The sequence below is a fragment of the Phycicoccus sp. 3266 genome (assembly GCF_031456495.1).
Lineage (GTDB): Bacteria > Actinomycetota > Actinomycetes > Actinomycetales > Dermatophilaceae > Pedococcus.
This window is the reverse complement of sequence record NZ_JAVDUW010000003.1, coordinates 317,717-330,921: the sequence shown is the minus strand read 5'-3', so window position 1 is coordinate 330,921 and position 13,205 is coordinate 317,717. Positions and strand designations below refer to the sequence as shown.

The window sequence follows — 13,205 nt, the reverse complement described above, 5'->3', positions numbered from 1 at the left end:
GAGGCCGACAGGCCCTAGGTCCCTGTGCGGGCAGCGGGCGCCCCGGGACCCTTCCGACATGGGTACACCGCACGGCGAGCAGATCCCCGTCATCGCACTCGAGCGCCACCTCGAGGGGTGGGTCCGGCTCGAGCTGATCACGCCCCGCCAGGCCAGTCGGATCCTCGCGCACGAGTTCGGCCGCGACCACCCTGCCGGCTCCGGCCACCGCCTGCGCGCCTCGTAGCCCGGCCACGACCCAGCGTGCCCGGCGCGTCCGGGGACATCCGGTGCCGCCCTGCTCCGCCGGCGTCCGTCACCACGTGCGCGGGGCGACAACCCGCGCGACGACGTACGACGCGAGCGCAACCACCCCGACCGCCAGCCACGGACCGGGACCCAGGTCGCGGGTGTCGAGCAGCTCGCGCAGCGGCGGCACGAGGACCGACGCCGCCAGCAGGGCGGCCGCCGCGACCAGACCGGCCGCGAGGGTCCCGAGCTCGTCGCGCCACCGGGCCACCCAGCCGTCGCCGGTCCGCCCGGCCCGGGCCGCCCACGCGACGGCGAGCTGTCCCGAACCCACGCAGAGCAGCGCGACGGACCGGGCCTCCTCGCCCCCGACCAGCAGCGATGCCGCGAGGCTGGCCAGCCCCAGCCAGGTCGCCAGCAGCACCACGCGCCACCACAGCCCGGCCCCGAGGACCGCCTGCCCGGGCGGTCGTGGTGGCCGGTCCATCGTCCCCGGCTCGACCGGCTGGGTGCCGAGACCGGCCCCGGCGAAGGAGTGCGTCAGCAGGTTGACCCACAGGATCTGGGCCGGCAGCAGCGGGACGGGCACCCCGGCGAGCGGGCCGGCGAGCATGAGGACGAGCTCCGAGCCGCCGCCCGACAGCCCGTAGAGCAGGAACCGGCGGATGTTCGTGAAGACCCGGCGTCCCTCGCGGACGGCGGTCACCACGGTCTCGAGGTGGTCGTCGGTGAGGACGAGGTCGGCGGCCTGCCGCGCCACGTCGGTCCCGCGACCGCCCATCGCCACCCCGATGTCCGCGCGGCGCAGGGCGGGTGCGTCGTTGACGCCGTCCCCGGTCATGGCGACGACCTCGCCACCGGCCTGCCACAGCTCCACCAGCGTGCTCTTGTCCTCCGGCCGCGCCCGCGCCACCACCGTGGCCCGCGCGTCCGCCTCCTGCACCGGCCCGCCGTCCATGGCGACCACGTCCCCGGTGGCGGTTGCCTCCCGCAGGCCCACCTCGGTCGCGACGGCGGTGGCGGTCCCGGGGTGGTCCCCGGTCACCAGCACGAGGCGTATGCCGGCGGCGCGGCACTGCTCGACGGTGCGCCGGGACGCGTCGCGGACCCGGTCGGCGAGGGCGAGCAGGCCGGCCACGGCGGGCGGTCCGCCCTCCACGGAGACCGTCACCGCCAGGACCCGGCTGCCGGCCGCGGCCCACTCCGCTGCGACGGCCAGCGCCTCGGCCCGCTCGCCGTCCCCGGCCACGGGCGCCGGGTCGCCCTCGTCGTCCGCGACGGGCAACGGGGCCCGGGCGCCGGCCTGGGGCGCCGGACCGAGCAGGACCTCCGGCGCTCCCTTGCGCACCGTGAGCTCGCTGCCGCCAGGACCGCGGTGGTGCGTCGTCATGTGCTTGCGGGTGCTGTCGAACGGCGTCTCCCCCACGCGGGCCCGGCCCTCGCCGGGTCTGGTCGGGCGACCCTGCTCGCCGGCCCACGTGAGCAGCGCCGCGTCGACGGGGTTCCCGACCGGCGTCCCGGTCGAGGGGTCGAGCGAGGCGTCGTTGCACAGCACGGCCAGGTCGGCGAGGTGCTCCAGCGTCCCCGACGCCGGTACCCAGCCGCGCGTGACGCTGAGCCGCCCGTGGGTGAGCGTGCCCGTCTTGTCGGTCGCCAGGAGGGTCACCGCGCCGAGGGTCTCCACCGCGTCGAGCGAGCGAGCCACCGCCTGGTGCCTGGCCATCCGCCGGGCCGCGAGGGCGAGGGTGACGGTGACGACGAGGGGCAGCGACTCGGGGACCGCCGCGACGACGAGGGCGACCGCGGCCAGGACGACGAGCCGCAGCGGCTGCCCCGCCGCCACCCCCACGACGAGGTACACGGCGCTCAGCGCGACCGCGACGACGGCGAGCTGGCGCGAGAGGCCGGCCATCCGCCGCTGCAGGGGCGAGGCGTGCGCGGGTCCCGAGGCGAGCGCGGCGATCCGGCCGACCGTGCTGCGCGGCCCGGTCGCGACCACGCGTGCGGTGCCGCGGCCGTGGACCACCACGGTTCCCGAGCGCAGCATCGCCTCCTCGGGCGGCGTGCCCGGCTCCTCCACGGGCCCGGGGTCCGGCGCCGGCTGCCTGCCGACGTCGAGCGACTCGCCGGTGACGACGGACTCGTCGACCCGCAGCCCCACGCCCTCGACGAGGACGGCATCCGCAGGCACGAGGTCCCCGGCCCGCAGGCGGACCAGGTCACCGGGAACGAGGTCGGCGGCGGGCACGACCCGCTCGACCCCCGAGCGCACCACCGACGCGTGGACGGGGACCAGCGAGCGCAGCGCCTCGACGTCCGCCGCGGCCCGCAGCTGCTCGCGGATCCCGATGGCGCTGTTGACGATGACGACCAGGACGATGACGAGGGTGTCGGTGACGTCCCGGCTCAGGGTCGTCAGCACCATCGCCGCGAGCAGCACGAGGACGAGCGGCTCGCGCAGCGACGTCAGCGCCAGCCGGCCCACCGACGGGCGGCGCGGCGGGGGCAGGGCGTTGGGACCGACGCGGCCGAGCCGGGTGGTGGCCTCGGCCTCGTCCAGCCCACGCGACAGCGGGTGGGGCGCCACCCCGGCGCCCCACCCTGACCCGCCCGCGGCCGGCTGCTGCACCGTCGGTCGTCAGTCCGTGGTCTTCTCGGCGCGCTGCACCGGGATCGAGACGGGCTTGTGGTCGGGGTGGTGCGTCGGCACCCGGACCTCGAGCACGCCGTCCGCGTACGTCGCGGTGACCTCGCGCGGGTCGACGTCACGGGGCAGCCGGATGCTGCGCGTGAAGGCGCCGTAGTGGAACTCGTGGTGGCTCTTGTCCTTCTGCTCCTCGCGGCGCTCACCGCGGATGGTGAGGACGTCCTCGTCGATGTCCAGCGTCACGTCCTTGTCGGGGTCGATGCCCGGCATCTCGGCGCGCAGCACGTACGTGTCGTCCTCCGTGTAGTCCTCCACCCGCACGTAGGGCGCCAGCCCGAGACCCCGCACCCCTGCCGGGGATCCCTGGTCCAACCAGTCCAGGAGCTCGGACATCATCGAGCCGGTCGAACGGCGGGCAAGTGTGGTCATGGCGGTACTTCCTTCCCGGCACGAGGGTCGTGCCGTCCTTCCACCGTTGTCGGGGCACCCGGCGGCGGGCAGGGGCCAAGGTCCCCACCGGGGGGTCAGCCCACCGGCACCTGCGCGAGGTGGATGTCCATGACGTTGTTGAGCAGGTGCACCGCCTCGTCGTGCGGCCGCTGGAAGGAGTTGCGGCCCATGATCGTCCCGAACCCCCCGCCCATCGCGGTCTGCCGGTTCTCCTCGAGCACGGCCGCGGTCTCCTTCGCGGCGCCGCCGGAGAAGATGACGATGCGGTGGCCGTCGAACGCGGACTGCAGAACGTGGCGCACCCGGTCCGCGAGCGTGGCGAGCGGGACCCCCGCCTTCTCCAGGGCGACGCGAGCGGCCTGCGACTCGATGTGCTCGGTCGGCGGCTTGACCTTGACGACGTGGGCGCCGAGCTGGCAGGCCAGGTGTGCGGCGTATGCCACGACGTCCACCGCCGTGCGCCCCTCCTGCGACACCCCGCTCCCGCGGGGGTAGGACCAGACGACGAGCGGCAGCCCGGCGGCCTCGGCGTCCCGCGCGAGGGCGCGCAGCTGCTGGTACATCTCGTTCCGGTGCGCCGACCCCGGGTAGATGGTGAAGCCGACCGCGGCGCACCGCAGCGCCAGCGCCTCCTCCACCCCGGCGACGACCGCGGGCTCGGGGTCGTCCCCGACGTAGAGGCCGTCGGCGTTGTTGCACTTGAGGATCAGGGGCAGGTCCTCGGCATACTCCGGCGCCACCAACCGCGCGGCACCCAGGGGAAGGGCGTGGGCGCTGCACCCGGCGTCGAGGGCGAGCCGCGCGTGGTAGCGCGGGTCGTAGCCGGCCGGGTTCGCGGCGAAGCTGCGGCCGGGACCGTGCTCGAAGCCCTGGTCGACCGGCAGCACGACGAGCTTCCCCGACCCACCCGTGCGGCCCTGCATGAGCATGCGGCGCAGGTGCGCGAGGGTCGCCGGGTCGTCGGCCGGGTACCACGACAGGATCTCGTCGACACGGTGGGACATGGCTGGAACTCCTCTGGTCAGGCGGCGACGTCGATGTAGATGTGGCCCGGCAGCTCGCCCACGCGGTAGCCCACGACGTCGTCGAGCCCCAGCGCGATCGTCAGCACGCCCTCGAAGTCACCGGCCACGACGTACCCCTTGAGCATCGGGAAGTCCAGGTCGTGCCGGCCGCTCACGGCGTGCTCCCCCTGGTCGTCGTGGCCTTGGGCCGGCCGCAGGACGATCTGCAGGTAGCGGCGTCCCGGCATGGCCAGGCGCTTGCCGGACCCGTCCGCCACGACCACCGGGACGTACCGGACCTCGTAGCCCGGCAGCCGCCCCTGGATGTCGAACACGATCCGGTCGAAGCCCTCGGAGCTGTGCGCCGCCGCGCGGATCCGCACGACGCGCGGCACGGGTGGCACCGCCAGGTTCCGGGTGACGACGGTCGGGCCGGACGTCCAGCCCGTGCCCGGGGACGTCGGGCGCGCCGAGGTGCTCGAGGAGCTGGACGACGAGGACGACGTGCTGCTCGAGGAGCTGCTCGACGACGTCGAGGTCGAGGTGGAGGCAGGAGAGGTCGTGCTGGTCCCCCCACCGCCCGTGGAACCGCTGCACCCCGTAAGCGCCCCGGCGGCCAGCACGACCGAAGCCACGACGCACCGTCCCCGTCTCCTGGTCATGGCCCGCTCCCTCCTGCCTGCCTGTGAGCATGCGTCCGGTGGCACCCGCCCGGGCAGGGCCGTTGGTCCCCATCTGGTGCCCGCGCCGGCTCGCGCCGCGGGGGACCTTGGCCCCTGTGGGGGGACGGCGGGGCGGACGAGGCTCGGGGCGTCCGGGATCGGAAGATCCCTCCACGCCTCGAGGACCGGAGGACCTGCCATGTCCGACATCGAGAGGGACCGCGCACGCAAGGAGGCTGCGGACGCCGTGACGTCCCGGCCGCCCACCGAGGGCGAGTCCCGGCTCCAGGCGGCCCTGCGCCGCTACCTGGGGACGTCGCTGTCCTCGGCGCTGCGGTCCCGCGACCGCGGCACCCCCGACGACAAGCGCTGACCCCGACAGGCCGTCGGCGTGCCACGCGTCCGGGACCTGCTCCTGCGGTTCCGCCCCACCGGGGCACCGGGACCGGCGGGGCCCTCCGGCGTGCCCGTCGACCGCACCGGGGAGCTGGCGGCGGAGCTCGCGACCGTCCTGGCCGCGTTGGCCGCCACGGAGGAGGAGTGCACCGCCCTCGTCGAGGAGGGACGGCGGGAGGCGGGGGCCCGACGGGCCCACGCGGCCGCCCGGGCCGACGCGATGCGCCTCGGCGCCCCGTCACTCGCCGAGGCAGAGCGCTCGGCGGCGTCAGCCGCCGTCCTGGGCGCAGCGCCGCCGGGCCCGGCGAACGGGACCGACGCCCGCCTCGCCGCCCTCGACGAGCACGCGCGAGCCGTGGCACCGCGGTACCTCGACCACGTCTCCGCGGTCGTCTCGGCGCTGTGCGAGCCCTCAGGTGTCGGCTCGCCGGGGCAGGCGCCGTCGTGAGCGCGGGGTGGGTGGCCGCAGGCGTCCGCGCCCGGGCCATGAGCCGGCGCCGCCTGGGGCGGCGCGGCACCGGTGCGCTCGCGACCAGCCCGTCCCTGGAGGCAGCGCTCGCATCGCTCGCCGGCACGGCATACGGGCGCGAGGTGCGGCCCGGGCAGGAGCTCGCGCAGGCGCAGCGGGCGGTGACCGACACCTGGCTGTGGAACGTGCGGGTCCTCGCGGGGTGGGCGCCGCGGTCCGGCGTGGCGCTGCTGCGCCCCCTGGTGGCGCCCCTGGAGGTCGCCAACACGCTCGACCACCTGCGCGCCCTGTCGGGGCTGCCCGGTCCCCCGCCGCACCGGCTCGGGGGGCTCGCCACGGCGTGGCCCCGGTTGTCCACGACCACCAGCGCCGCCGAGGTGCGGGCGGTGCTCGCCGCGTCACCGTGGGGCGACCCCGGCGACGTGGGGCCGCGCGGGGTGGGGCTCGCCATGCAGGCTGCGCTCGCGGACCGGGTGATGGCGCGCGTCCCGGTGGCCGCAGCGTGGGCCGCGGGTGCCCTCGCCCTCGTCGCCGCAGGCGTGCTGGCCGCGGAGGTCGACCCGCCGGCGGGGTACCGGACCTCGGCCCAGCGGGTGCTCGGCCGGGCGGCGACCGCGGCGACCGACCTGCCGTCGCTGCGACGGTCGCTGCCGCGCTCGGCTGCCTGGGCGCTCGCCGGGGTCGACGGCCCCGCCGAGCTGTGGCGGGCCGAGGCCGCCTGGTGGCGGCGCGTGGAGCGGGACGCGAGCTCGCTGGTCGCCCGGCCCACCCCTGGAGGTGAGCCCGTGCTGGGCACGGTGGCGCTGCTGGCCGTCGACGCCTGGCGGGTGCGTGCCGGCCTGGAGCTGGCGTCACGGGGTGGTCGCCCGGTGGAGGGCTTCGATGCGGTGGCGTGAGGTCCTGCACCCGGTGACGATGCAGCGGGTGGCGCTGCTCGGGCCGCGTCGCGCCCTGCGCCCCGTGCTGGCTGCCGTCGCCGACGCGGGGACGGTCCAGCTCGACCCGCCGCCCGACGACCACGCGGACGGCGCCGCCACCCAGCGGCTGCTCCGCCTCGGGCGTCCGGCGGGTCTCGTCCCGGCGCTGTCCCCCGAGGCACCGGACCTCGCGACGTGCGAGGAGGCCGGTCGCCTGGACCTCATCGCCGGTGAGGCCGAGCTCGAGGCCCGGTCGGCCGCCGCGCTGGTGCGCGGGCGCGTGGCCGCCCTCGCGGGCTGGATGCCCACGACTGCCGTGCCGGGGCTGGCCGACCGGCTGGCACCCCACGGGGGCGCGGTCGTGCCGCTGCCCCGCCCGGCGGGCGTGCAGCCGCCGACCCTGCTGCCCACGACCGGCGCCTCCACCGACCTCACGGCCCTCGTCCGGACGTATGCCACGGTGCCGTACGCCGACGTCGACCCCACCGTGCTGGCCGGCCTGGCGTACGTCGTGATGTTCGGGATGATGTTCGCCGACGCCGGGCACGGGCTGCTGCTCGTCCTCGCCGCGGCGGCCGTCCGCTGGGGCCGCTGGCGCCGGCTCGAGAGGCTGCGCCCGGGCTGGTTGTTCCTGCTCGGCGCAGGGGTGGCCAGCACCGGCTTCGGGGTCGCGTTCGGCGAGGCGTTCGGCCCCACCGGTCTGCTGCCCGCGCTCTGGCTGCGCCCGCTCGAGGAGCCGGTACGGCTGCTCGTCGCCGGTGTCGCGGCGGGGGCCGTGCTGCTCGCCGGCGCGTACGCGCTGGGCACCGTGAACCGGTACCGCGAGGGCGGCTGGCGGCGAGCCCTGTACGCGCCGTCCGGGCTCGCCGGCGCCTCCTCCTTCCTCGGCCTCGGGATGCTCGCGGGCGGCTGGTACGGCCACGTCGGGTGGCTGGCCGTCGTCGGCGCGGTGGTCGCGGGCGCAGGGCTCGTCGCGGCATACGCAGGGCTCCTCGTGGCGGCGGGCGGTGGTGGCGCCGGCGCCGCGCAGGCGGTCGTCGAGCTCGTCGACCTCGTCGTGCGGCTCGGGTCCAACCTCGTGTCCTTCGCCCGCCTCGCGGCGTTCGGGATGACGCACGCCGCGCTCGCCGCGGTCGTGTGGTCCGCGACCACGGCCCTGTGGCACGACGGCGGCGTGGCGGTGGTCGCCGCGGCGCTGGTCTTCGTCGCCGGCAACGCCCTGACGTTCGCGCTCGAGGGGCTCGTGGCCGGGATCCAGGCCCTGCGGCTGGAGTACTACGAGCTGTTCTCGCGGGTCTTCGACACCGAGGGCGTGCCGTTCCGACCGTGGCACGTCCCCCTCTCACCCCAGGAGACCTGATGCCTGCTCCCCTGTTCGCTGCCCTGCTCGCCCCCGTGCTGCTGCTCGCACTGTGGCTCCTCGTGCGGGCCACGCGGTCCGGCGCCGGGCGCCGGGTGCGCTGGCTGCTGGCCGCCAACGTCGGCGCGGTGCTCGCGGCCGCGGCGGTGCTCCTCGTCGCGGTCGGGGTCGCCCCCAGCCACGCCGCTCCCTCCCACGCCGCGCTCGTGGGAGCGTCGCAGGCGGTCGCCGCCACGACGGCCGGCAGCGCCAACGGGGCGGCCCTCATCGGTGCCGCGATCGCGGTCGCCGGGTCCTCGATCGGGGCGGCGATCGCCGTCGCCTACACCGGGTCCGCGGCGCTCGCGGCGATCAGCGAGCGGCCCGAGCTGTTCGGGCGGGCAATGGTCGTCGTCGGCCTCGCCGAGGGCATCGCGATCTACGGCCTCATCATCTCGGTCATCCTGGTGGGGATGGCATGAGCGCGCCCGGCTCTGCGCGCGGCCGGGCGCAGCTCGGCCGGGGCACGGTGGTCGTGCTCGGGTCCCCCGAGGAGCTGGCCGGCTTCACCCTCGCCGGGGCCGCGCTCCTCCCCGCCCGGTCCGCCGAGGAGACGGTGCTCGCGTGGGACGAGGGCCTCGACGACGCGGTGCTGGTGGTGCTGACCGCGCAGGCCGCCGCGTGGCTGGGCACGCGCGCCACCCCGTCCGGCCTCCCCCTGACGGTGGTGGTCCCCGCGTGAGCGCCACGACGGTGCAGACCAGCCGCGCAGGGCCGGCCGCCCCTCCCGGGCTCGACCCCCTGCGCGAGGCGCTGCTGCGGGCGGCCCGGGCGGAGTCCGCCCGGCTCGTCGCCGACGCCGACGCGGACGCCGCCACCACGCTCGCGCAGGCCCGGGCCCAGGTGGACGCGCGGCTCGAGGAGGCACGGGCGCGAGGGCGGGCCGAGGCGGCGGAACGGCTGGAGGCGACCGCGGCAGCCGAGCGCCGGGCCTCGCGCGAGCGCCTGCTGCGGGCCCAGGGACGGGTCCACGAGGAGCTCGTCGGACGCGCGCGCTCCATGGTGGCCGGGCTCCTCAACGACCCGGCCAGGCGACGGGGTCTCGAGGCGCGGCTCCGCTCCCAGCTGGGGCCGGGCGCCGTGGTCGAGACCACGGCGGACGGCGGCCTCGTCGGGTGGGACCGGACGGGCCGGACCGTCGACGCCTCCGTCGCCGCCCTCGTCGAGGACGCCCTGGCGGACCTCGACCTCACCGACCTGTGGACCCCACCGTGACCACCGTGGACGGGGGTGCGGCCGTCGTGCGGGTCAGCGGTCCCCTCGTCGTCGTGGAGGGGCTGGCCGGCGCCGCCATGTCGGACCTCGTCTCGCTGGGCGAGGACGCCGTGCCCGCCGAGGTGGTGGAGATCCGCGGCGCCACGACGACGCTGCAGGCGTACGAGTACACCGGTGGGCTGCGGGTGGGGGCGCCGGCGTCGTTGCTGGGGCGGCCGCTGTCGGCGTCGCTCGGCCCGCACCTGCTGGGCGGCGTCTTCGACGGGCTGCTGCGGCCCCTCGACGACGCGCCGACCTGGCTGGGCACCCGGGCCACCGCGCAGGTGCGGGACGACCCCGTCGACTGGGAGCCGGAGGTGGCCGAGGGGGCGACGGTCGGCCCGGGCGCGCGCGTCGGCGTCGTCCACGACGGCGGCCTGCTCGAGCACCGGGTCCTCGTGCCGCCGACCGTCTCCGGGGTCGTCGGCGACGTGCGGCGGGCAGGCCTGGTGGGGCGGCACGACCCGGTCCTGCGGGTCGGCGGGACGCCGGTCGCGGTCACGACGTCCTGGCCGGTCCGGCGGCCGCGTCCCGTCTTCGAGCGCCTCGCCGCGACCGAGCCACTGCTCACCGGGCAGCGGGTGCTCGACGCTGTCTTCCCCGTCGTCCGCGGCAGCACCGTGGCGGTCCCGGGTGGCTTCGGCACCGGCAAGACCGTCCTGCTGCAGCAGATCGCGAAGTGGTGCGCCGCCCAGGTCATCGTCTACGTCGGCTGCGGCGAGCGGGGCAACGAGATGGCGGACGTGCTGGGCGAGCTCTCCGCCCTGACCGACCCTGCGACGGGGCGCCCGCTGGCCGAGCGCACGGTCATCCTCGCCAACACCTCGAACATGCCGATGATGGCCCGCGAGGCGAGCATCTACAGCGGCGTCACGGTGGCGGAGTACTTCCGCGACATGGGCTACGACACCGTGGTCGTCGCCGACTCGACCTCGCGGTGGGCGGAGGCGCTGCGTGAGTTCGCGTCGCGCTCGGGGGCGCTGCCCGCCGAGGAGGGGTACCCCGCCGGGCTGTCCTCGGCGCTCGCCGCGTTCTACGAGCGCGCCGGGCGCGTGACGACCCTCGGCGGCGGGAGCGGCTCGGTCACCATCGTCGGCGCCGTGTCGCCGCCCGGGGGCGACACGACCGAGCCCGTCACCGCCCACACCGAGCGCTTCGTCCGCGGTGTGTGGAGCCTGGACCGCGACCTGGCGTATGCCCGTCACTACCCCTCCGTGGGGTGGGCCGGGTCCTTCTCCCGCGACGCCGAACTCGTCGGCGCGTGGTGGGCCCGGAACGGCGACCCCGGGTGGGGCCGGCGACGCGCCCGGGTGACGGGCATCCTGGCCGAGGCCGACCGCCTCGGTGAGCTCGCGGCCCTCGTCGGGGTGACGTCGCTGTCCGCGCACGACCGGGTGGCGCTGCTGGCCGGCCGGCTCGTGCGCGAGGGCGTGCTCCAGCAGAGCGCCGGCAACCCCCTCGACGAGTACTGCACGGCGGCCAAGGCGGCGGCGCTGGTGGAGGCGGTGCTCGACACCGTGGACGGCTGCTTGCGCCGGGTCGACGAGGAGTCCGTCGACCCCGCCGCGGTCGAGGAGGCCGACCTGTCGCCGCTGCTGCGCGCGGCCGCCGAGACCGGGCCGGACGACACCGTGGCGGTGGCCGCACGACGCGACCGGGTCCTGGCCACCCTGGCGGCCCTGCGATGAACACGCCGGCCGGCGTGACCGGCGGCAACGGCACCTCGCTGCCGGTGCTGCACCGGGACATCACCGACCTGCGCGGTCCCCTGCTGGTCGTCCGGGCCGGGGACCCGGTGGGCTGGGACGAGTACGTGGTCGTACGACCCGCCGCGTCCGGCGCGTCCGGCGCCGAACCCGACCGGCACGGCGTGGTGCTCGAGGTGAGCCGCGACCTCGCCGTCGTGCAGGTGCTGGAGGGCACCGAGGGACTGCGGCCGGGCAGCACCTCCGTGCGGTTCACCGGCCACCCCTTCCGTGTGCCGGTGGGCGAGTCCTGGCTCGGCCGGGTCTGCAACGGCCGCGGGGAGCCGCTCGACGGCGGCCCGCCGGTCACCGCGGCGACCACGCGGGCGGTGGCGGGCGTTCCGCTCAACCCCACCCGCAGGCAGCCCCCGGCCGAGCCCGTCCTCACCGGGGTGTCGGCGATCGACGCCCTGACGACGCTGGTGCGCGGGCAGAAGCTGCCGGTGTTCTCCGCCGCCGGTCTGCCGCACCTCGAGCTGGCGGCGCAGGTCGCGGCCCAGGCGAGTGCGGGCGGCCAGCCGTTCAGCGTCGTCTTCGCCGGACTCGGCCTCACGCACGCGGACGCGGACACCGTTCGCGGCACCCTGGAGGCGCGGCTCGGCGCCGGTGAGCTGGTCCTGCTGCTCAACACCGCGGACGACCCGGTCGTCGAACGCGTGCTCACGCCGCGGATCGCGCTGACCGTGGCCGAGCACCTCGCCTTCGACCGCGGCCGGCACGTCCTCGTCGTGCTCGCCGACATGACGAGCTACGCCGAGGCGGTGCGGGAGGTCTCCTCGGCGCGTGGCGAGCTGCCGGGCCGGCGGGCGTACCCCGGCTACCTCTACAGCGACCTCGCCTCGCTCTACGAGCGGTGCGGCCGGGTCGTGGGGCTGCCGGGGTCGGTCACGGTGCTGCCGGTGCTGACGATGCCCGCCGGGGACATCACGCACCCGGTGCCCGACCTCACCGGTTACATCACCGAAGGACAGGTGGTGCTGTCGCACGACGCCCACGCCCGCGGCATCTACCCGCCCGTGGACCCCCTGTCCTCGCTGTCCCGCCTGATGCGGCGCGGCGTCGGACCGGGTCGTACCCGCGAGGGCCACGCCGAGGTCGCCGCCCAGCTGATCGCCGCCCTGGCGCGCGCCCGGCAGGTGCGTGAGCTGTCCGAGATCGTGGGCGCCGACGCGCTCAACCGGACCGACCGTCTCTACCTGCGCCTCGAGGCGGCCTTCGAGCGGCGCCTGGTCGACCAGGGCCGGCGCGAGCCCCGGTCGCTCGACACGACCATGGACCTGTGCTGGACGGTGCTGCGCACGCTGCCCCGTTCGGAGCTGACCATGCTCTCCAGCGACCTGCTCGACGCCCACCTCGACACGGCCGAGAGGGCAGCCGGCGGAGCGGGCGGCTGAGGTGGCCGGCATCCGTGGCGCCCCACCGGGCCGGGCCGGAAGGCTCTGGCTGCGCAGACGGCTCGCGGTGGCCACCCGCAGCCGGGACCAGCTCGACCGCACCCTGCACCTGGTCGAGCTCGAGCGGCACCGGCTGCTCGCCCTCGAGGAGGCGCACCGCGCCGACTGGGAGCGGGCCTGCACCGAAGGAGCCACCTGGCTGGCCCGCGCCGGGGTGCTCGTCGGACGCGACGGCATACGCACCGCCACCCCGCCCGCCACGCTGACCGCCGAGGTGGGGTGGGCAACCACGGCCGGGGTCGTCCACCCGCTCACGGTGACGGTGGCGCACGCGGGCACGCCGCCGACCGTCCACCTCGCGAGCACGGCCCTCGCACCGGCGCGCGACGCGTACGACCGCGCGCTGGCCGCGGGGGGCGCCCTCGCGGGGGTGCAGGCCGGGCTGCGGAGCCTCGACCGGCAGGCGGCCGCGACGAGGCGGCGGCTGCGCGGGCTGGACAAGCGCTGGATCCCCCGGCTGGAGCAGTCGCTGCGCGACCTCGAGGCTGCCCTGGAGCAGGGTGAGCGGGAGGACCGGGGACGCCTGCGGGGCAGCGCCGGCACGGCCTTTGGTCCCTAGTGACCCCGGGGGGCGCCGAGG

At 76.8% G+C, this 13,205-nt stretch carries 15 protein-coding genes; 11 read left to right on the top strand and 4 right to left on the bottom strand.

Features of this window, described 5'->3' with window-relative positions; all coding sequences use genetic code 11:
• Nucleotides 1-58 precede the first annotated feature (58 nt).
• Entirely contained in the window at nt 59-226 is a 168-nt protein-coding gene (locus J2X64_RS15950; protein ID WP_310156645.1) for a hypothetical protein, read from the top strand.
• 69 nt (nt 227-295) lie between these two features.
• Here the strand turns inward: J2X64_RS15950 and J2X64_RS15945 are convergent, their stop codons facing one another.
• The 4 genes from J2X64_RS15945 to J2X64_RS15930 all read right to left on the bottom strand — a co-directional run bounded on the left by J2X64_RS15945 (nt 296) and on the right by J2X64_RS15930 (nt 4,964).
• Entirely contained in the window at nt 296-2,857 is a 2,562-nt protein-coding gene (locus J2X64_RS15945; RefSeq protein WP_310156643.1) for a cation-transporting P-type ATPase, read from the bottom strand.
• A gap of 9 nt (nt 2,858-2,866) precedes the next feature.
• On the bottom strand, nt 2,867-3,304 hold the full coding sequence (locus J2X64_RS15940; RefSeq protein ID WP_310156642.1) for an Hsp20/alpha crystallin family protein: 438 nt from the start codon (nt 3,302-3,304) through the stop codon (nt 2,867-2,869).
• 95 nt (nt 3,305-3,399) lie between these two features.
• Nucleotides 3,400-4,329, bottom strand: coding sequence for a class I fructose-bisphosphate aldolase (locus J2X64_RS15935; protein WP_310156640.1), 930 nt, complete (start codon nt 4,327-4,329; stop codon nt 3,400-3,402).
• A gap of 17 nt (nt 4,330-4,346) precedes the next feature.
• Nucleotides 4,347-4,964, bottom strand: a complete 618-nt coding sequence (locus J2X64_RS15930) for a hypothetical protein (RefSeq protein WP_310156638.1) — start codon at nt 4,962-4,964, stop codon at nt 4,347-4,349.
• A gap of 226 nt (nt 4,965-5,190) precedes the next feature.
• Between J2X64_RS15930 and J2X64_RS15925 the strand changes: the two genes are divergently transcribed.
• Genes J2X64_RS15925 through J2X64_RS15880 form a run of 10 tightly spaced genes read left to right on the top strand, consistent with a single transcriptional unit; the run spans nt 5,191 to nt 13,184 of the window.
• Nucleotides 5,191-5,364 carry a hypothetical protein gene (locus J2X64_RS15925; RefSeq protein ID WP_310156635.1) on the top strand — a complete coding sequence of 58 codons (174 nt, stop codon included), beginning with the start codon at nt 5,191-5,193 and terminating at the stop codon, nt 5,362-5,364.
• Between the two features lie 18 nt (nt 5,365-5,382).
• On the top strand, nt 5,383-5,835 hold the full coding sequence (locus tag J2X64_RS15920) for a hypothetical protein (protein ID WP_310156633.1): 453 nt from the start codon (nt 5,383-5,385) through the stop codon (nt 5,833-5,835).
• Nucleotides 5,832-6,752, top strand: a complete 921-nt coding sequence (locus tag J2X64_RS15915; protein ID WP_310156631.1) for a hypothetical protein — start codon at nt 5,832-5,834, stop codon at nt 6,750-6,752. Before J2X64_RS15920 ends, J2X64_RS15915 begins: the two co-directional genes overlap by 4 nt.
• A complete protein-coding gene (locus tag J2X64_RS15910; RefSeq protein WP_310156629.1) occupies nt 6,739-8,133 on the top strand; it encodes a V-type ATPase 116kDa subunit family protein in 1,395 nt (464 codons plus the stop codon). The genes J2X64_RS15915 and J2X64_RS15910 overlap by 14 nt, the downstream gene beginning before the upstream one ends.
• Nucleotides 8,133-8,594 carry an ATP synthase subunit C gene (locus J2X64_RS15905; protein ID WP_310156626.1) on the top strand — a complete coding sequence of 154 codons (462 nt, stop codon included), beginning with the start codon at nt 8,133-8,135 and terminating at the stop codon, nt 8,592-8,594. Before J2X64_RS15910 ends, J2X64_RS15905 begins: the two co-directional genes overlap by 1 nt.
• Complete coding sequence (locus J2X64_RS15900) at nt 8,591-8,854, top strand: hypothetical protein (RefSeq protein ID WP_310156624.1); 264 nt, start codon at nt 8,591-8,593, stop codon at nt 8,852-8,854. The genes J2X64_RS15905 and J2X64_RS15900 overlap by 4 nt, the downstream gene beginning before the upstream one ends.
• The gene (locus J2X64_RS15895; protein ID WP_310156622.1) at nt 8,851-9,387 is read left to right on the top strand and encodes a hypothetical protein; all 537 of its coding nucleotides are present in this window, start codon (nt 8,851-8,853) and stop codon (nt 9,385-9,387) included. The genes J2X64_RS15900 and J2X64_RS15895 overlap by 4 nt, the downstream gene beginning before the upstream one ends.
• Nucleotides 9,384-11,114 (top strand): V-type ATP synthase subunit A, encoded by a 1,731-nt coding sequence (locus tag J2X64_RS15890; protein ID WP_310156620.1) that lies wholly within the window; start codon nt 9,384-9,386, stop codon nt 11,112-11,114. Before J2X64_RS15895 ends, J2X64_RS15890 begins: the two co-directional genes overlap by 4 nt.
• Entirely contained in the window at nt 11,111-12,565 is a 1,455-nt protein-coding gene (locus J2X64_RS15885) for a V-type ATP synthase subunit B (RefSeq protein ID WP_310156618.1), read from the top strand. Before J2X64_RS15890 ends, J2X64_RS15885 begins: the two co-directional genes overlap by 4 nt.
• 1 nt (nt 12,566) lies before the next feature.
• Nucleotides 12,567-13,184 carry a V-type ATP synthase subunit D gene (locus J2X64_RS15880; protein ID WP_310156617.1) on the top strand — a complete coding sequence of 206 codons (618 nt, stop codon included), beginning with the start codon at nt 12,567-12,569 and terminating at the stop codon, nt 13,182-13,184.
• Nucleotides 13,185-13,205 lie beyond the last annotated feature (21 nt).